This window comes from Amycolatopsis australiensis (assembly GCF_900119165.1).
Classification (GTDB): domain Bacteria; phylum Actinomycetota; class Actinomycetes; order Mycobacteriales; family Pseudonocardiaceae; genus Amycolatopsis; species Amycolatopsis australiensis.
This window is the reverse complement of sequence record NZ_FPJG01000006.1, coordinates 5908514-5924778: the sequence shown is the minus strand read 5'-3', so window position 1 is coordinate 5924778 and position 16265 is coordinate 5908514. Positions and strand designations below refer to the sequence as shown.

Genomic DNA, 16265 nt, shown 5'->3' with positions numbered 1-16265 from the left:
ACATTCAGGAAGCTTGACTTCATGTTGGACCTGCGCCGGCTGCGCGTCCTGCACGCCCTCGCCCAGCACCGGACCGTGGCCGCCACGGCGGCGGCCCTGCACCTCACCGGTCCGGCCGTCTCGCAGCATCTCGCGGCGCTGGAACGCGAGGCGGGCGTTCCGCTGCTGGAAAAGCACGGCCGCACCCTGGAGTTCACGGCCGCGGGACGGCTGCTGGTCTCGCACGCGGAGGTCGTCCTCGACGACCTGGCCGCCGCGGAGTCCGCGCTGGCGGCGGTGGCCGAGAACGGGACGGGCACGGTCCGCGTGGCCGCCTTCGCCTCGGCCGCCCGGCAGCTCCTGCCGCGGGTGTGGGACGGGCCCGTGTCGCTGCGGCTGGTCGAGCAGGAGCCGGACGCGGCGCTGGCGTCGCTGCGCCGCCGGGACGTCGACATCGCGGTGGTGCACAGCTATTCGCTGCTGCCGCGTGACATCCCGCCGCGGTGCGAGGAGCGGATGCTGGTCGAGGAGCCCGTCCTGCTCGCGACGGCCCGGCCGGTCGAGGAGCCCGTGCGGCTGGCCGACTTCGCCGACGATCCGTGGCTGGTGCCCGCGTCGGATCTGTCCTGCCACGAAATGATCCGACGTGCCTGCGGGGCGGCGGGGTTCGTGCCGTCGGTGGTCGCGGAATCCGCGGATTTCGCCGTGCTGGTGGCGCTGGCGGCGGCGGGCGCGGGGGTGGCGCTGGTGCCGTCGATGGCGGTCCCGGCCGGCGCGCACGGAGCCGGCCTGCACCGGCTCGAGGAACGGGTGACCCGCAAGGTGTTCGCCGTGACGCGCTCGGGGTTGACGCGGCGGCCCGATGTCCGGCTCGTGCTCGACCGCCTGGAGCGGTCGGCTCGCGAGTGGGCGTCCTAGACCGTCCGGCAAGTCAGCTCCGGCCGCCCCGCGGCGTCGCCGGTGCCGGTCAGCGCGACGAAACCGAACGTCGTGGAGCCGCCCGCGTCGAGCTTCGCGTTCCAGCCGGCGTTGTCGACGGTCACCGTCGAGCCGTCGACCGTGAAGGTGCCGTTCCACAGGCCCGTGATGTGGTGGCCCGCCGGGAGGGTCCAGCGAACGCTCCACCCCGACAGGCCGGCCGAGCGGTCGTTGCGGACCGTCACCTGCACCTGGTAGCCGCCCGGCCAGGAGTTCGTCACGTCGTAGCGGGCGGCGCAGCCCAGGTCGGCCGGGGTCGCCGGGACGACGGCCGGGACGGACCGCGGGGTGGCGGACGGCGGAACCGGGGTGGCGTCCGGGACGAGCGCCGTCCCGATCACCACGCCCAAGGCGAGCAGGACCGCTCCGCCCGCGCCGGCCAGCACGACCCGGCGGCGGGGGCGGTGGACGCGCAGCAGCCGGGTCCCGGTGCGCGGGCGGGGCCGGGGCGGCGGCAGCGCGCGTCCGTCGGCGACCGCTTCGAACAGCTCCTGGACCTCCGCCATCGACGGGCGCTGGGCGGGATCGCGCCGCAGGAGCCGTCCCAGCACCTCGGCGAGCGGGCCGGTGTGCCGCGGCGGGATCGGGTCCTCCCGGGCGATCCGCAGCAGCAGCGCGATCGGGTTCTCGTCGTCGCCGAACGGCGGACGGCCCTCCAGCGCGCGGTAGAGGGTCGCGCCGAGGGCGTAGACGTCGGCCGGGAAACCGGCTTCGCCGCCGCCGGCGACTTCGGGGGCCAGGTAGGCCGGCGTGCCCGCGATGAACCCGCCGCCGGTCACCGTGCCTTCCCCGGTGGCGCGGGAGATCCCGAAGTCGGCGATCTTGGCGGCGCCCGACTCGGCGACGAGGACGTTGGCGGGCGTGACGTCCCGGTGCACGATGCCCTCGGCGTGCGCGGCGGCCAGCGCCGAGGCGATCTGCAGGCCGAGACGCGCGACGTCGCCTTCGGGCAGGGCCTCGCGGTCGAGCAGGATGCCGGCCAGGCTCCGCGACGGCAGGTACTCCATCACCAGGTACGGCCGGCCGGCCTCCTCGACGACGTCGTGCACCGTGACGGCGTGCGGATGGCGCAGCCGCGCGGCCAGCCGGGCCTCGCGCAGCGCGCGCAGGGCCGCCTGGTCACCGGCGGCCTGCCCGATGGCCGGGTCGTAGCTCAGCTGCTTGACGGCGACGACGCGGTCGAGCCGCTCGTCACGCGCCCGCCAGACGACGCCCATGGCGCCCTGACCGGCCCGCTCGGCCAGCCGGTAGCGCCCGGCGATCAGCTGTCCTGCGTCGGTCACGACGACCTCCCGGTCTTCCCCGGAACACACGGATGCGGGCGACGATCGGTTCGAGCTTAACGACCGCGCCGCGCACCGCCGTTCCTCACGCGGCGAGCCGGTGCAGCTGGTCCCACGTCGGGACGAACGGCGTGAACCGCAGCTTCATCCCGGCCTCGGCCGGCAGTTTGTCGGCCTTGCGCGCGTTGCAGCTGCGGGACGTGCCACCGCACGCGGCGACCGTGTTGAGCCAGGACGTCCGCGCACCGCCGCGGCTGAGCGGGACCACGTGGTCGATCGTCGTGGCGCGCCCGCCGCAGTACGCGCAGCGGTGGCCGTCGCGGGTCAGCACGCCGCGCCGGGACCAGCGGGGCGGCTGCGTATATCGCCACTTCATCACGACGTACCTGAGCAACCGGACGATCTTCGGGCGCGGGAACAGCCCGTACGCGAGACCGTCTTCGGCCTCGTGGATCTCGGCGACGTGCCGCACGAGCATGCGAATGGCGTGCGGCACCGAAACCGTATGCAGCGGCTCGTAGCCGGCGTTGAGCACCAGAACCTTCACGACGCACCTCATTTTTCGTTGGCCGGACACGGAAAGCGGCCCGGGGGCGGCCTTCCGCCGGGCGCGGATCATCGTCGCCGAGCCGCGTGAGCTGCGTCAATCGTGTTTCGGCGCAGGAGATGCGTCCTCGCGAAACAACCGTCCCGTGTGGACCATGCCGGGAGCGCCCGAGACGACGTGCCGGGTGGCGGTCACGCGGGGTACAGCTGACGTCACACTCCGCGCGGGCCCGCGGGCACGGCTTTCGCGAAGAGCCCGCCCGGACCTGCCGGGCCCCTGGGTAGGATCACCTCATCTCGCCCCTGACCTCTGGAAAGGAACGGAAGTGACCACCCCGATCGAGACGCTGGAGTTCCAGTCGGAAGCCCGTCAGCTCCTCCAGCTGATGATCCATTCGATCTACTCGAACAAGGACACCTTCCTGCGCGAGCTCGTGTCCAACGCCTCCGACGCCCTCGACAAGCTGCGGCTGGAGTCGTACCGCGACAAGGACCTCGGCGCCGACACGTCCGACCTGCACATCACCATCGAGACGGATCCGGCCGAGCGGACCCTGACGGTGCGGGACAACGGCATCGGCATGACGCGGGACGAGGTGGTCGCCCTGATCGGCACGATCGCCAAGTCCGGCACCGCCGACTTCCTGACCAAGCTCAAGGAGGCGAAGGACGCGGCGGCGTCGCAGGACCTCATCGGCCAGTTCGGCGTCGGGTTCTACGCGAGCTTCATGGTCGCGGACAAGGTCACCCTCGTGACGCGCAAGGCCGGCACGAGCGAAGGCGTCCGCTGGGAGTCCACCGGCGAGGGCACGTACACGATCCAGCCGGTCGAGGACGCGCCGCAGGGCACCGCGGTGACCCTGCACCTCAAGCCCGAGGACACCGATGACCACCTCTACGACTACACGTCGGCGGCGAAGATCCGCGAGATCGTCAAGCGGTACTCCGACTTCATCACCTGGCCGATCCGGATGCAGGGCGAGGGCGACGAGGCCGAGACGGTCAACTCGATGAAGGCGCTGTGGGCGCGTTCGTCGAGCGAGGTCTCCGAGGACGAGTACCACGAGTTCTACAAGCACATCAGCCACGACTGGCAGGACCCGCTCGAAACGATCCGCCTGCAGGCCGAGGGCACGTTCGAGTACCAGGCGCTGCTGTTCCTGCCCTCGCGCGCGCCGATGGACCTGTTCCTGCGGGAGCGCAAGCGCGGGGTCCAGCTGTACGTCAAGCGGGTCTTCATCATGGACGACTGCGAGTCGCTGGTGCCGGAGTACCTGCGGTTCGTCAAGGGCGTCGTCGACGCGCAGGACCTCTCGCTCAACGTGTCGCGGGAGATCCTGCAGCAGGACCGGCAGATCCAGCTGATCCGCCGCCGCCTGGTGAAGAAGGTCCTCTCGACGGTCAAGACGATGATGACGGCGGACGCCGAGAAGTACGCGACGTTCTGGCGCGAGTTCGGCCGCGCGGTCAAGGAGGGCCTGCTCGACGACTTCGAGAACCGCGAGGCGATCCTCGAGATCGCGTCGTTCGCCTCGACGCACGACGCGGAGAAGCCGACTTCGCTGCGCGACTACGTCTCGCGGATGAAGGAGGGTCAGGAGCACATCTACTACATGACCGGCGAGTCGCGTTCGGCGATCGAGAACTCGCCGCACATGGAGGCGTTCCGCGCCAAGGGCTACGAGGTGCTGGTGCTGACCGACCCGATCGACGAGATGTGGGTCGACGCGGTCCCGGCCTTCGACGGCAAGCAGTTCCAGTCGATCGCCAAGGGCCAGGTCGACCTGGAGTCGGAGGAGGACAAGAAGGCCACCGAGGTCGCGCGCGAGCAGCAGAAGAAGGACTTCGAGAGCCTGCTGACGTGGATGGCGAAGGCGCTGGACGAAGACGTCAAGGAGGTCAGGCTGTCCTCCCGCCTGACGACCTCGCCGGCGTGCATCGTCGGGGACACGCACGACCTGACGCCGACGCTGGAGAAGATGTACCGCGCGATGGGCCAGGAGCTGCCGCCGATCAAGCGCATCCTGGAGCTGAACCCGGACCACGCGCTGGTGAAGGGCCTGCGCGAGGCGCACGCTTCCCGGCCGGACGACGAGGGGCTGGCGGAGACGGCGGAGCTGCTGTACGGCATGGCGCTTCTTGCTGAGGGTGGTGAGCTGGCCGACCCGTCGCGGTTCATCAAGCTGCTCGCCGGGCGGTTGGAGAAGACGCTGTGAGGTGACGTTGGGTGCGGCCGGGGCCGGGCCGGGGTGAGCGGAGAGGACGCGGAAGGGTGGGTTTCGGCGATGCCGAGCCGGACCCAAGCCCTCGCGCCCGGGCGGGCCGAGCCTGGCCGAGCCCCGGCCCGGCCCGGACCCGATCCCGCGCCCGAGGCTGGGCCCGGGCTGTGCCCGGCCGAGCCAAGCCCCGGCCCGGCCCGATCCCGCGCCCGAGGCTGGGCCCGGGCTGTGCCCGGCCGAGCCGAGTCCCGCCCAGGTCGATCCCGCGCCCGGGCGGGGCTGAACCCGCGCCGAGGCCGAGCCGGGCTTGGTCGAACCGAGTCAAGCCGCGCCGAGCTCGAGCCGGCCTCGACCCGCACGAGCCGGCGAAGCCGGGCCGACCCGGCTTCGCCGGCCCGCCCTCACGGGGCCGCGTTCATCAAATCCACCGCGCTCTGCTGCCGAGCCGCATCCGCCTGGTCGAACGGCCCCGCCCACATCAGCCCGTACGCCTCCGCGCTGTTGCGGTCGCTCACATACGCCGTGTTCGCCTGGCGCTGCAAATACCCCGTATACGGACGGTCCGGCAACGCGGCGTTCAGCACCGCCAGGTCACGCACGTAAACCCCCTTGAACGTGGGCCCGTCCGCGCCGCCGCCACCCGCTGTCTCGCCCGGATCCCGCAACACCCCTCCGGGATTCAACGTCCCGTTCGTCGTCGATGCGTCCGCCATCCCGCGGGCCTTCGTCAGCAACCCCGCGTCGCCCGTTGCCCGGTACAGCTCCGTCAATGCCGCCAGTGGCACTCCCTGGTTGTACGTCCACACCGGCTCGCCGTTGTTCGCGCACGTCGTCATGTTCAACCCGTCGTTGACCAGGTTCGACCCGTTGATCACGCCGCTCGCCGAGAACCACGCCCAGCCCGCGCGGGCCCGTGCCAGGTATGCCGTGTCGCCCGGGATGCGGTTGTGCAACGCCGCGTTCAGCTCGATGTACAGCGAGTTCGGGATCGCGTTCTTCGTCGTCCGGGACGTGTTCCACCAGACTCCGCCGCCGCAGACGCCGTCCCAGTACGCGTACATGTGGTCGGCGTCGGCGCGCGCCGTGCTCAGGTAACGGCTGTCGCCCGTCAGGTCGTACGCGTCCACCCATGCCAGGCCCCACCAGCCCGTGTCGTCCAGGTAGTCGTTGCGGAACTGGCCGCCTTGGGCCGCCAGGTTCTTCGTGTACGTCGTGTCGATCGCGTAGCGGTAGCTGCCCATGCCGCTGACGCGGACGTTGTCGATGATCGCGGTCAGCGCGTTCGCCGAGTTCCACCAGCCGGTCGTGTCGAACAGGCCCGTGCCGAGGTTGTAACGCTCCATCAACGCCGTGGCCGCCGCGGTGCGGCGGTCGCCGGCGTTCCACGTCGTGCGGGCCCAGCCCGTGCACGCGATCGATCCCGAACCCGACGGCTGCCCGCACGCCCGCAACAGGCCGACGCCCTTGTTCGCCCAGTCGTCCACGTTGTACATCAGCGTGCGCCAGCCGGTCCCGCCCGGTGGCGTCGCCGTGTCGCCGAGCTTGCTGCCCGACGCCCACGTCCGCCCGGCGTCGAACGAGCGGTCCAGCCAGACGTGGTCGCCGGCCGCGCCGCCCGTGATCGCCGCCCAGCCCATGTCGTCGGCGTCGTCGAGGTGCAGGGTGATCCGGCGGCCGCTCACGCTCGCCGAAGCGCCTTCGCGGTCGCCGGGGGAGAGGGCTGGATCCCTTGCGTCACAGTACTTGTCGCAGATCGCCGCCGATGGCGTCACGGCGGCGGGGGAGGGGGACGGCGTCGGCGTGGCCGCCATGACGACGGCCAGCAGGGGAGCGAGAACGTGCATCGGCTGCCTTCCGCGCTGAAGGGCGATGCTCCCATTGTGGAGAATTCACCACATTGGTCCAGTCCTTTACCGGACAGGTTTCGGACAGGATCGCCCGCGGTAATCCCCGGCCATGACGAATCCCGACGACACCTCCGTCGCCGAGCTGGACGAGTTCGTCCTCGCCCGGCTCGCCGAGGACGAAGAACGGTTCCGTGCCGGCGAGCTGCCGCTGCTCGACGAAGCCGAGCGGCGGGGCAGGCTGCGGATCATGTACGCCGACGACGGCGACGGGCTCATCCTCGCCGGCGGCCCGGTCGAGGCGATGGAGGACCGGCACCCGGTGCCGTTTCCCGAGAAGGCCGAATTCCTGCGCCGCGAGATCCGCGACAGCCACGACGACGTCTCGGTCAAGCTGATCGCGTCGGTCTACGAGGCCCACCCGGACTGGCGCGACGGCTGGCGCCCCTGACGTTTCGCCGGCGGCCGGAACGGGAACGTGCCCAGCATGTCCGGAACCGTGCTCGACGAAGTGACGGCCATCCGCGACGCGGCGACGACGCTGCGGAGCCCGCAGGACCTCGACCCGCTCGTCCGGCGGATCGGGCGCGCCCGGATCGTCCTGCTCGGCGAGGCGACCCACGGCACCGCCGAGTTCTACCGCTGGCGGGCCGAGCTGACGAAACGGCTGCTCGCCGAGCGGGACTTCTCGTTCGTCGCCGTCGAAGGCGACTGGCCGGAGTGCCACCGGGTGCACTGCTGCGTCGCCGGGGCGCCCGGCGCGCCGAACGACCCCGGCCAGGTGCTGTGGGGCTTCCGGCGGTGGCCCACCTGGCTGTGGGCCAACGAAGAGGTCGCCGAGTTCGCCGCCTGGCTGCGCTCGTTCAACGCCACCGGCTCCGGCGTCCCGTGCGGTTTCCACGGCCTCGACGTCTACAGCCTGTGGGACTCGCTGCGCGGTGTCCTCGACTACGTCCGCGAGCACGCGCCCGAGCAGGCCGACGCGGCTCTGCGGGCGTTCCGCTGCTTCGAGCCGTACGGCGAAAACCCGCGCGAGTACGCCGTTTCCGCCGAACTCGTCCCGGAGAACTGCCGCGAGGACGTGGTGCGCCTGCTGACCGCGATCCGGTCGATGGCCCGGGTGGACAGTGTGCCGGGTCTCGATCCGGCATTCGTGGCCGAGCAGAATGCCGCCGTCGTCGCGGGTGCCGAGGCCTACTACCGCGAGCTGGTCCGCGGCGGCGCGCGGTCCTGGAACGTGCGCGACACCCACATGAGCGACACCCTCGACCGGCTGCTGCGTGCCTACGGCCCGCGGTCCAAGGCCGTGGTGTGGGCGCACAACACGCACGTCGGCGACGCGCGGGCGACCGACATGGCCGCGGCCGGCCTGGTCAACCTCGGCCGGCTGGCGCGGGAACGGCATCCGGCCGACGTCGTGTCCGTCGGGTTCGGCACCTACCGCGGTTCCGTGATCGCCGCCGATCACTGGGGCGGGCCGGTGCGCCGGATGACCGTGGACCCGGCCCGCCCGGACAGCCTCGAAGGCCTGCTGCACGCCGCCCTGCCCGGCGAGGACAGCCTGCATCTCTTCGGTGCCGGCCGGGCCGGCGAGTGGGCCCGGGAACGGCGCGGGCACCGCGCGATCGGGGTCGTCCACCGCGGCGGCGGGTACGTCCCGACCGTTCCGGCGGCGCGCTACGACGCGTTCGTGCACTGCGACGAAACCACCGCGATCACGCCCCTGCACCACTGGGAACCGGAAGAGGACGCCCCGTTCGTCCCCGCGCAGGCCCGGGCCGCCGGAGCGTGACCGGCGATGCCCGCGCTCCGCGTCTTCGCCGACCGCGAGGACGGCGGCCGACGGCTCGCCGCCGAGCTCGGGCGCCGCACCTGGGCCGACCCGCTCGTGCTCGGCCTCGCCCGCGGCGGGGTGCCGGTGGCCGCAGTGGTGGCGCGCCGGCTCGGTGCCGAGCTGGACGTCGCGGTCGCCCGCAAGATCGGCGCGCCCGGGCGGCGGGAGTTCGGCGTCGGCGCGGTGACGCCGGACGGCCCCGCGATCTACGACGAGGCCATCCTGCGCGGGCTGAAGCTCACCGCGGAGCGGATGGCGCGGGCGGAACGCCACGAGCGGGCCGAGGCCCGGCGCCGGTTCGAGCGGTACCGGGACGGCCGTCCGCCGGTCGACGTCGCCGGCCGCGACGTCATCCTGGTCGACGACGGGCTCGCGACCGGGGTCACCGCGACCGCGGCCCTGCGGGACGTGCGGGCCGGGAACCCGCGGACCGTCGTGTTCGCGGCGCCGGTCGGCGCCCCGGGCGCGGCGGCGGCCCTGCGGCACGAGGCGGACGACGTCGTCTGCGTCGCCGAACCGCCGGGCTTTCGCGCGGTCGGCCAGTGGTACGCGGATTTCCGCCAGACGAGTGACGACGACGTCCTCGACCTGCTCGCCCGGTGACCTGCCCCGGACGGGCCGTGACGTACTGCTCCACCTGGGGGAACGCCGGGATTGACCGGATGGGTGGCGGGGTATCACCCGGCCGGGGACCCCGATCGGATGGGCAGGCGCGAAATGATCGAACGGGACGGGCTCGGCGCGGCGGCGCGCGGGCTCCGGCAGTACCTGCTGGCCGTCGCGGCCGAGCTGGCCGCGCCCGCCTGGTTCTGCGAAGTGGACGCACCCGCCACCGCGTACCTCGCGCTGGAGCGGCGGCTGCCGCGGTTCCCCGACCACGAAACCGCGCTGCTGTGGGACGAGCGGGACGGCTGGGCCGCCGCGGTCGAATCGGCCGGCGGCGAGGACATGGTGGTGCTCACCTACCTCGGCGGAGACGTCCTGCCGCCGCCGGCCGAAGTGGTGGCGTTCGTGCGCGACCTCTACGGCGACAGCTATCCGGGGCAGCCCGACCCGCCGGACTTCCGGAGACCCGGGGCCCCGGACGGCTTCGACGAGCGCCTGGCCGGCTACGCCGGCGACGACGTCTGCCTGCCCGAGGGCCAAGCCTGAGCCACCCGGGGCACGGAAGTCACCGAGGTGGCAGCACGCAGAACTCGTTGCCCTCCGGGTCGGCGAGCACGATCCACGGGTCGCCGGGCGGGTCGTCGAGGACCCTCGCGCCCAGCATCACCAGGCGTTCCACCTCTGCGCGCTGGTCGCGATCGGCCGGGGCGAGATCGAGGTGCAGGCGGTTCTTGCCCGGCTTTTCCTCGGGAACCGGCTGGAACAGCAGCGCCGGCCCGTCGTCGAACTCCAGTTGCAAGTACGTGAGTCCGTGGGAGTCGGTCCACTCGCGGGTCTTGCCGTGGCCGAGCGCTTGCCGCCAGAACTCGGCCAGCAACTCCGGACGGCGGCAGTCCACGGTCACGGCCAGGATGCGCAGTGCCGTCACGCCGCCGCCACGATCCGGTTGACGGCTTCGGCGACCAGGTCCGGTTCGCAGACCGTGACCGTCAGTCCCGGGTGGCGGACCAGGCCCCACGGGTCGAGGCCGCGCACCGGCTCCCGGAACCGCAGGCAGACACCGCCTTCGGTGGTCGTGCCGAACGTCAGGCCGTGGTCGGCGAGCGACAGCCGGACGCCGAGGACGCGCGCCGCGCGGTAGGGGCCGGTCACCGAGGCGCCGGCCACATTGCTCAGCGGCGTGGTGACCCGCCACGGCCCGAACCGGACGCGCAGGCCGTCGGCGTCCAGTTCCAGCCCGGCGCGGGCACCCAGCGCGCGGCGCAGCCACGGGACTTGCACCGCGAACTCCGCGTGCAGTCGGTGGTGCACGACGACGGTGGGATGACCCACCGCCGTCGTCTCGCCGCTCGTCATGCGCCGCCGCCCATCGGCGGGACGTCGGGGTCGTCGTCGGCGGGCCCTTCGGGGTCCCGCCACTCCTCGGCGCGGGACGGGCCGTTGCCCTGCAGGGTCCCGCGCAGCTCGGCCTTCAGCGCGTCGTCCTCGCGCGGCGAATGCCGGTCGCTTTCACGATGCATGGGAACCTCCTTCACGGGTCTCCTGCCCGGCTACCCGGTGCCCGCGGGCCGAAACCGCGCGGCCGGCGCGGGCGGCGGCGATCCCGAGCACCAGCCCGGCGATCGCGGTGAGGCCGTGCAGCCAGTTGTCGGCCCAGTTGAGGTTGACCGGGTCCTCGGGCGTGCTGAACGCCGTGGCGAGCACGCCGTAGGCGGTCATCCCGAGGAAGCCGACGAAGAGGACCCAGCAGTAGATGAGCGCGCCGGCGCGCCGGGTCGCGGCGAGCAGCCCGAGCACCCCGACCACCGTGTGGACGAGGTTGAGCACGACGCTCGCGCTGAACAGCCCGAGCACCTGGCTGGTCGTCGTGTGGCCGGCCGTGGCCGTTTCCGGCGTGAGCCAGCCCGCGATGCCGAGCGCGAGGTAGAGCAGCCCGAGCACGGCGACGACCGGCCGCAGCCAGTTCGCGCCGGTCCGGGCCCGGGTCTCGGCGGACGTCATATGGAGAGCCTCCTTTTCCCTTCGGGCACGGATACCCGCGGTGGGCGACGGGAAACGGGGGAGTGGAACGGGCCGGACGGCGGGCTGGGGGATCCGCCGTCCGGCCCGCGGCCGGGACCCGCGCCGGTCCCTGCAGCCACGGCGCGGGTCCCTGGTCTCATGGCGAGCGCCAGCCGTGGCCGGTGACGGCCGTGCCGTGCTGCGCGCCCATCAGGAGCAGGCCGCCGTCGACGACGAGCGAGGTGCCGGTGATGTAGCCGGCGGCGGGCGTGGCGAGGAACGCGACGGCGGCCGCCACCTCGGCCGCGTGGCCGGTGCGCCCGAGCGGGATGCCGGGCCGCTCCTGCTCGCGCGGGTCGGCGTCGGCCTGCCCGGTCATCGGCGTCGAGATTTCGCCGGGCGCCACCGAGTTCACGGTGATGGCGTGCTCGGCCAGCTCCATGGCCAGCACCTGGGTGAGCGCGCCCGCGCCGGCTTTCGCGGCGCAGTAGGGCGCCGCGCCGACGCGCGGGATGTGCTCGTGGACGCTGGTGATGGTGATGATCCGGCCGCCGCGGCCGGCGTCGATCATGTGCCGGGCCGCGCGTTGCGAAAGCAGGAAGACACCGTCGAGGTCGACGTCGAGGACTTCGCGCCACTTCTCGTAGCTCAGGTCCAGCGCCCGCTGGCTGCTGCCGGTGCCGGAGCAGTTGACGAGGACGTCGATCCCCCCGAGGTCGCCGGCGAACGCGTCGATCACGTCGGCGGCCGCCGGCAGCTCGGTCAGGTCGAGCCGGCGGACGTGGGCGTCGACGCCCCGGGACCGCACTTCGGCCGCGGTCTCCTCCGCGCCGTCGGCGTCGGAGTGGTAGGTGATGCCCACGTCCAGGCCACCGCCGGCGAGGGCGACGGCCACGGCGCGGCCGATGCCGGAGTCCGCGCCGGTCACGACGGCGCGCCGCGGCGAGGCGGCTTCGGCGGGAAGCGGCGCCGGCAGGGACACGGGCGTCTCCTTTCGTCCCCGGTCGGCTACCACGTGCCCCGGTGACTAAACGACGGCCCGAGGGGGTAGCCCGATCGGATGAGACTGGCCGTGCTGGACATCGGGTCGAACTCCGCTCAGCTGCAGGTGGTGGACGTGTCCGCCGGCGCGCCCCCGCTGCCCGCCCACGCGGTCAAGGAGCCGACGCTGCTGGCCGAGGAGCTGCTTCCCGACGGGACGCTGGGCGAGGCCGGGGTCGACCGCGTGGCCGCCGCCGTGACCCGCGCGGTCGGCGCGGCGGTCCGGCTCGGGGTCGACCAGCTCTACCCGTTCGTCACCGCGGCCGTGCGCGACGCGGCGAACCGCGACGAGGTCATCGACCGCATCCAGGCGGAGTCCGGGATCCGCCCGCAGTTCCTCTCAGGCGAGGAAGAAGCCCGGCTGACGTACTTCGCGGCACGCCGCTGGTACGGCTGGTCGGCCGGGCGGCTGCTGCTGGTCGACATCGGTGGCGGGTCGATGGAGCTGGTGCTCGGCCGGGACGAGGAGCCGGAGCTGGCGATTTCGCTCCCGCTCGGCGCGGGCCGGCTCACCCGCGAATTCCTGACGGCCGACCCGCCGACGCGCAAGCAGCTGAAGGCGGTGCGCCGGCACGTGCGCGACACGCTGTCGGAGGTCGTGGACCGGCTGCGCTGGGAGGGACCGGCGCGGCGGGTGGTCGCGACGTCGAAGACGTTCAAGCAGCTGGCCCGGCTGACCGGCGCTCCGCCGCAGCGCAAGGGCCCGTTCGCCCCGCGCGAGCTGACGGTCGAGCAGCTGCGGAAGTGGATCCCGCGGCTGGCCGCCATGCCGGCGGCCGAACGCGCCGGCCTGCGCGGCATTTCGCGGCCGCGCGCACGCCAGATCGTGGCCGGTGCCGTCGCGGCGGAGGTCACCCTCTCGGTGCTCGACACCCCCGGCGCCGAGATCTGCCCGTGGGCGCTGCGGGAGGGAATCCTGTTGCGGCACTTGGAACGCGTCGCCGACACGCCGGAGCTGCCGTTGCAGCCGCTGACGCGCCACCCCGACGCCACGGTCCGGCCGCTTCACCCCACCGGGGAGCAGCCGGTGCCGTCCTGAACGTGTGTCCGGGCCTCGACGGGGTAACCGCGCCGTTCCCCGACGGAAGGAGATTCCCGTGAGCAAGCCGAACCCGATCGAGCTGCAGAAGTACCTCTCCGGCGTCGACTACCCGGCGCAGCGCGACGACCTGGTGCGCGCCGCCGAGCGGAACGGTGCCGACAAGGACACCCTCGAAATCGTGCGCGGCCTGCCCGACCGGACCTACGAAGGGCCGAGCGGCGTGAGCAAGGAGATCGGCGGCTGACCGGCACGGCCCGGGCGGGTGCCGCCGCCCGGGCCGTCCGCCGGTCCCGGGCCGGCTAGAGCAGCGAAGACAGCGCGCCGCTCGGCGGCACGACCGCGCCGAGCTCGGCCACCGCGCGGCAGACGTCGGCCGGGTCGAGCCCGTCCAGGCACGGGTGGCCGGGCACCGGGCAGACCCGCGCGCGGCTGTCCCGGCACGGCGCGTGCTGGTCGCCGAGCACCACCATCGGCACGCCGTACGGTGCCCACCGCGCCGCCGGCACCACCGGCGCGAACAGCGACACCACCGGGGTGCCCGCCGCCGCGGCGAGGTGCGCCGGTCCCGTGTTGGGCGCGACGACGACCTGCGCGCCGGACAGCACCGCCGCCAGCTCGGCCAGCGACGTCCGGCCGCCGAGGTTCACCGCCGACGTGCCGGCCACCGCCTGGCACAGGTGCCGTTCGGACGGCGCTCCCGTGACGAGGACCCGGTGCCCGTCCGCCACGAGCGCCCGCACGATCCGCCGGCTGCGTTCGGGCGACGGCTGCCGCGCGGGCACCGACGCACCGGGGTGCACGACGACGTACGGCCCGCCGCCGGTCAGCCGCGCCATGTTCGGCAGGGGCCGCCGCAGCGCCAGTGCGCCGTGGTCGTCCGGCGGCAAGGCGTACCCGGCCGCTTCGGCGAGGGACAGCATGCGGACCGGTTCGGGCGGATCGCCGTCGACGCGGTGGCGCAGGTCGAGCAGGCTGCCCGGGTAGTCCTCGGAGATGGCGCCGATCCACGGCACGCCTGCCTGCCGCAGCAGCAGCGCCAGCGGCAGGGGTGACTGGTGGAACGAGGTGAGGATCAGGGCCCGGTCGAAGGATCGCCGCCGGACCAGCGCGACGAACTCGCCGGTGTCCTCGGCGGTGACCGGCGGCGGCTCGGGGTCGATCCACGGGGCCGTCCACGTGAGCACGTCGTCGACGCCGGGCAGCAGTTCGCCCGCGGCGCGTCCGTGCCGCCCGGTCAGCAGCGTCACGTGCGCGGCTCCGGCGGCGACCGCGCGGACGCACGGCCCGGCGAGCAGGACGTCGCCGAGGTTGTCCTGCCGGGCGACGAGCACTCGGGTCATCCGGCGACCCCGGCCAGGCGCAGTGCCTCGGACAGGTCCCGGGCGACGGCGGCGTGCCGGCGGGCCCGGGCGATCTCGGGTTCGAGCGTGCGCGCGGTCGGCACCAGCACGGCGCGGGCCCCGGCGGCCAGCGCCGCGTCGACGTCGGCGCCGGTGTCACCGATGACCACGCAGGACGCGGGGTCGACACCCAGCTCGTCGGCGGCGCGCAAGACCAGGCCGGGCCGGGGTTTGCGGCAGTCGCAGCCGTCACCGTCGTCGTGGACGCAGACCTGCCAGGTGCCGAACGGGCCGAACAGTTCCTTGACGCGCGCGTTCACCGCGGCGAGCTGGTCCGGGGTGATCAGTCCTTTAGCGACACCCGACTGGTTGCTCACCACCCCGACCGGGATGCCACGCTCCCGCAGGTCGCGGACGAGCTCCACGGCGCCGGGGACCGGGCGCACGCCGTCCGGGTCGTTGAGGTACGGGACGTCGACGATCAGCGTGTCGTCCCGGTCGAACAGCACCGCGACCGGTGGCTTGGGGCGCCGGGCCGCGAACTCGCCGCGGAGGCGGTGGTAGCAGGCCGCCGGCGGGATGAGCGCGCTGGTGACGACCATCCGCGCCACCTCGCCCGGGGTCCGCGGCCCGGGCAGGATCCGGCGGGTGGCGAAGTCGGCGGTCAGCCCCGCCCAGACCGCGGCGGCGAGGGCGGCCTTCCGCCGCTGCCGCAGCACCGGCAGCGCGAGCGCGGCCAGACCGGCCACTGTGGACAGTGCGTGCAGGCCCAGCCTGCCCGGTCCGGCGCCGGTGCGCTGCCGCCACAGGACGCCGTGCTTGGCGCGCATCAACGCGTTGTCCGCGTTGCCCCGCTGAGCTTTCAGGCTGTAGAAGAACCCGGCCCGGCGCGCCGGGTGAGTGGTCAGCCGCTCGCCCTCTTCGATCCGGTGCCCGGCCTCGGCGACGCGCAGCGCGAGGTCGGAGTCTTCGCGGAAGGCGCGGGGAAACCGCTCGTCGAAGCCGCCGGCCTCGTCGAGAGCGCTGCGCCGGTAAGCCATGTCGGCGGTGATCCACCGGGCGTGCTCGAGGCCGGCGGTGCTGCGCTCGTCGTCGGTCGGCCGCCGGTCGGTGGGCAACGGCACCCGGATCCGGCCCTGCGACGCGGCGACGTCCGGCGGCAGTGCCACGAGATCGGCGGCGAGCTGCCGCGGCCAGTCGGCGGCGAGCACGACGTCGTCGTCGACGAACGCGATCCATTCGCTCCGCGCCGTGCGCCAGCCGAGGTTCCGGGCGGCGGCCGGGCCGCGCCCGCCGGAGCGGAGCACCCGGACGCCGGCGGGAACGTCCAGTTCGGACCCGGCGCCGGGCCGGTCGTCGACGACGAGGATCTCCGCCGGTCGCGGACCTTCGCCGGCGAGCAGGGTTTCCAGCAGTGGCCGAAGCGTCTCCCGGCCCGTCGTGGGGATCACCACGGTGTAGTCGAGCGAAGCAGTCACCGCAGTGGGCTACCCGCGGCGGCCGCGATCAAACGGCGTGTCGATCGACGGCCCGCGGGTATCCGGCCAGGGAC

At 73.5% G+C, this 16265-nt stretch carries 18 protein-coding genes; 8 read left to right on the top strand and 10 right to left on the bottom strand.

The window, feature by feature from the left end; genetic code table 11:
- Nucleotides 1–21 precede the first annotated feature (21 nt).
- Nucleotides 22–897 (top strand): LysR family transcriptional regulator, encoded by an 876-nt coding sequence (locus tag BT341_RS28935; RefSeq protein ID WP_072479285.1) that lies wholly within the window; start codon nt 22–24, stop codon nt 895–897.
- On the opposite strand, the gene BT341_RS28930 is transcribed toward BT341_RS28935, so the two are convergent.
- Both BT341_RS28930 and BT341_RS28925 read right to left on the bottom strand, forming a co-directional pair.
- Nucleotides 894–2240: a protein kinase domain-containing protein gene (locus BT341_RS28930; RefSeq protein ID WP_072482233.1), complete on the bottom strand. Its 1347-nt coding sequence runs from the start codon at nt 2238–2240 to the stop codon at nt 894–896. The two genes, BT341_RS28935 and BT341_RS28930, sit on opposite strands and share 4 nt — an antisense overlap.
- Before the next feature lie 85 nt (nt 2241–2325).
- A complete protein-coding gene (locus BT341_RS28925; RefSeq protein WP_072479284.1) occupies nt 2326–2787 on the bottom strand; it encodes an HNH endonuclease in 462 nt (153 codons plus the stop codon).
- Between the two features lie 325 nt (nt 2788–3112).
- On the opposite strand from BT341_RS28925, the gene htpG reads away from it, so the two are divergent.
- Nucleotides 3113–5002 (top strand): molecular chaperone HtpG, encoded by a 1890-nt coding sequence (gene htpG / locus BT341_RS28920; RefSeq protein ID WP_072479283.1) that lies wholly within the window; start codon nt 3113–3115, stop codon nt 5000–5002.
- A gap of 404 nt (nt 5003–5406) precedes the next feature.
- On the opposite strand, the gene BT341_RS28915 is transcribed toward htpG, so the two are convergent.
- Nucleotides 5407–6849: a glycoside hydrolase family 76 protein gene (locus tag BT341_RS28915; protein ID WP_072479282.1), complete on the bottom strand. Its 1443-nt coding sequence runs from the start codon at nt 6847–6849 to the stop codon at nt 5407–5409.
- A gap of 112 nt (nt 6850–6961) precedes the next feature.
- Here BT341_RS28915 and BT341_RS28910 point away from each other — a divergent pair, with 112 nt between their 5' ends.
- The 4 genes from BT341_RS28910 to BT341_RS28895 all read left to right on the top strand — a co-directional run bounded on the left by BT341_RS28910 (nt 6962) and on the right by BT341_RS28895 (nt 9835).
- Nucleotides 6962–7300: a hypothetical protein gene (locus BT341_RS28910; protein WP_072479281.1), complete on the top strand. Its 339-nt coding sequence runs from the start codon at nt 6962–6964 to the stop codon at nt 7298–7300.
- Between the two features lie 36 nt (nt 7301–7336).
- Nucleotides 7337–8641, top strand: a complete 1305-nt coding sequence (locus BT341_RS28905; protein WP_084743019.1) for an erythromycin esterase family protein — start codon at nt 7337–7339, stop codon at nt 8639–8641.
- Nucleotides 8642–8647: 6 nt separating this feature from the next.
- On the top strand, nt 8648–9286 hold the full coding sequence (locus BT341_RS28900) for a phosphoribosyltransferase (protein ID WP_072479280.1): 639 nt from the start codon (nt 8648–8650) through the stop codon (nt 9284–9286).
- 114 nt (nt 9287–9400) lie between these two features.
- Nucleotides 9401–9835 carry a DUF6292 family protein gene (locus tag BT341_RS28895; protein ID WP_072479279.1) on the top strand — a complete coding sequence of 145 codons (435 nt, stop codon included), beginning with the start codon at nt 9401–9403 and terminating at the stop codon, nt 9833–9835.
- A gap of 19 nt (nt 9836–9854) precedes the next feature.
- Here BT341_RS28895 and BT341_RS28890 read toward each other — a convergent pair whose 3' ends face one another.
- From BT341_RS28890 to BT341_RS28875, 5 genes are all read right to left on the bottom strand, one after another.
- Nucleotides 9855–10217 (bottom strand): VOC family protein, encoded by a 363-nt coding sequence (locus tag BT341_RS28890; RefSeq protein WP_072479278.1) that lies wholly within the window; start codon nt 10215–10217, stop codon nt 9855–9857.
- Nucleotides 10214–10645: a hypothetical protein gene (locus tag BT341_RS28885; protein ID WP_072479277.1), complete on the bottom strand. Its 432-nt coding sequence runs from the start codon at nt 10643–10645 to the stop codon at nt 10214–10216. The genes BT341_RS28890 and BT341_RS28885 overlap by 4 nt, the downstream gene beginning before the upstream one ends.
- Nucleotides 10642–10809, bottom strand: coding sequence for a hypothetical protein (locus BT341_RS45530; protein ID WP_177328912.1), 168 nt, complete (start codon nt 10807–10809; stop codon nt 10642–10644). The genes BT341_RS28885 and BT341_RS45530 overlap by 4 nt, the downstream gene beginning before the upstream one ends.
- Entirely contained in the window at nt 10799–11290 is a 492-nt protein-coding gene (locus BT341_RS28880; protein ID WP_072479276.1) for a DUF4383 domain-containing protein, read from the bottom strand. Before BT341_RS28880 ends, BT341_RS45530 begins: the two co-directional genes overlap by 11 nt.
- Nucleotides 11291–11447: 157 nt before the next feature.
- Nucleotides 11448–12272: an SDR family oxidoreductase gene (locus BT341_RS28875; RefSeq protein ID WP_072479275.1), complete on the bottom strand. Its 825-nt coding sequence runs from the start codon at nt 12270–12272 to the stop codon at nt 11448–11450.
- 78 nt (nt 12273–12350) lie between these two features.
- Here BT341_RS28875 and BT341_RS28870 point away from each other — a divergent pair, with 78 nt between their 5' ends.
- On the top strand, nt 12351–13370 hold the full coding sequence (locus tag BT341_RS28870) for a Ppx/GppA family phosphatase (protein ID WP_072479274.1): 1020 nt from the start codon (nt 12351–12353) through the stop codon (nt 13368–13370).
- Between the two features lie 58 nt (nt 13371–13428).
- Nucleotides 13429–13617: a DUF2795 domain-containing protein gene (locus BT341_RS28865; RefSeq protein ID WP_072479273.1), complete on the top strand. Its 189-nt coding sequence runs from the start codon at nt 13429–13431 to the stop codon at nt 13615–13617.
- Nucleotides 13618–13672: 55 nt separating this feature from the next.
- Here BT341_RS28865 and BT341_RS28860 read toward each other — a convergent pair whose 3' ends face one another.
- Nucleotides 13673–14713 carry a glycosyltransferase family 9 protein gene (locus BT341_RS28860; protein ID WP_072479272.1) on the bottom strand — a complete coding sequence of 347 codons (1041 nt, stop codon included), beginning with the start codon at nt 14711–14713 and terminating at the stop codon, nt 13673–13675.
- Nucleotides 14710–16191, bottom strand: a complete 1482-nt coding sequence (locus tag BT341_RS28855; protein ID WP_072479271.1) for an HAD-IIIA family hydrolase — start codon at nt 16189–16191, stop codon at nt 14710–14712. The genes BT341_RS28860 and BT341_RS28855 overlap by 4 nt, the downstream gene beginning before the upstream one ends.
- Nucleotides 16192–16265: the final 74 nt, after the last annotated feature.

Bases quoted from the DNA above. Each gene is read 5' to 3' on its own strand.
- BT341_RS28915 (WP_072479282.1), bottom strand. From the start codon at position 6,849: ATGCACGTTCTCGCTCCCCTGCTGGCCGTCGTCATGGCGGCCACGCCG.
- BT341_RS45530 (WP_177328912.1), bottom strand. From the start codon at position 10,809: ATGCATCGTGAAAGCGACCGGCATTCGCCGCGCGAGGACGACGCGCTG.
- BT341_RS28905 (WP_084743019.1), top strand. From the start codon at position 7,337: ATGTCCGGAACCGTGCTCGACGAAGTGACGGCCATCCGCGACGCGGCG.
- BT341_RS28870 (WP_072479274.1), top strand. From the start codon at position 12,351: ATGAGACTGGCCGTGCTGGACATCGGGTCGAACTCCGCTCAGCTGCAG.
- BT341_RS28860 (WP_072479272.1), bottom strand. From the start codon at position 14,713: ATGACCCGAGTGCTCGTCGCCCGGCAGGACAACCTCGGCGACGTCCTG.
- BT341_RS28935 (WP_072479285.1), top strand. From the start codon at position 22: ATGTTGGACCTGCGCCGGCTGCGCGTCCTGCACGCCCTCGCCCAGCAC.
- BT341_RS28895 (WP_072479279.1), top strand. From the start codon at position 9,401: ATGATCGAACGGGACGGGCTCGGCGCGGCGGCGCGCGGGCTCCGGCAG.
- BT341_RS28885 (WP_072479277.1), bottom strand. From the start codon at position 10,645: ATGACGAGCGGCGAGACGACGGCGGTGGGTCATCCCACCGTCGTCGTG.
- BT341_RS28880 (WP_072479276.1), bottom strand. From the start codon at position 11,290: ATGACGTCCGCCGAGACCCGGGCCCGGACCGGCGCGAACTGGCTGCGG.
- BT341_RS28900 (WP_072479280.1), top strand. From the start codon at position 8,648: ATGCCCGCGCTCCGCGTCTTCGCCGACCGCGAGGACGGCGGCCGACGG.
- BT341_RS28910 (WP_072479281.1), top strand. From the start codon at position 6,962: ATGACGAATCCCGACGACACCTCCGTCGCCGAGCTGGACGAGTTCGTC.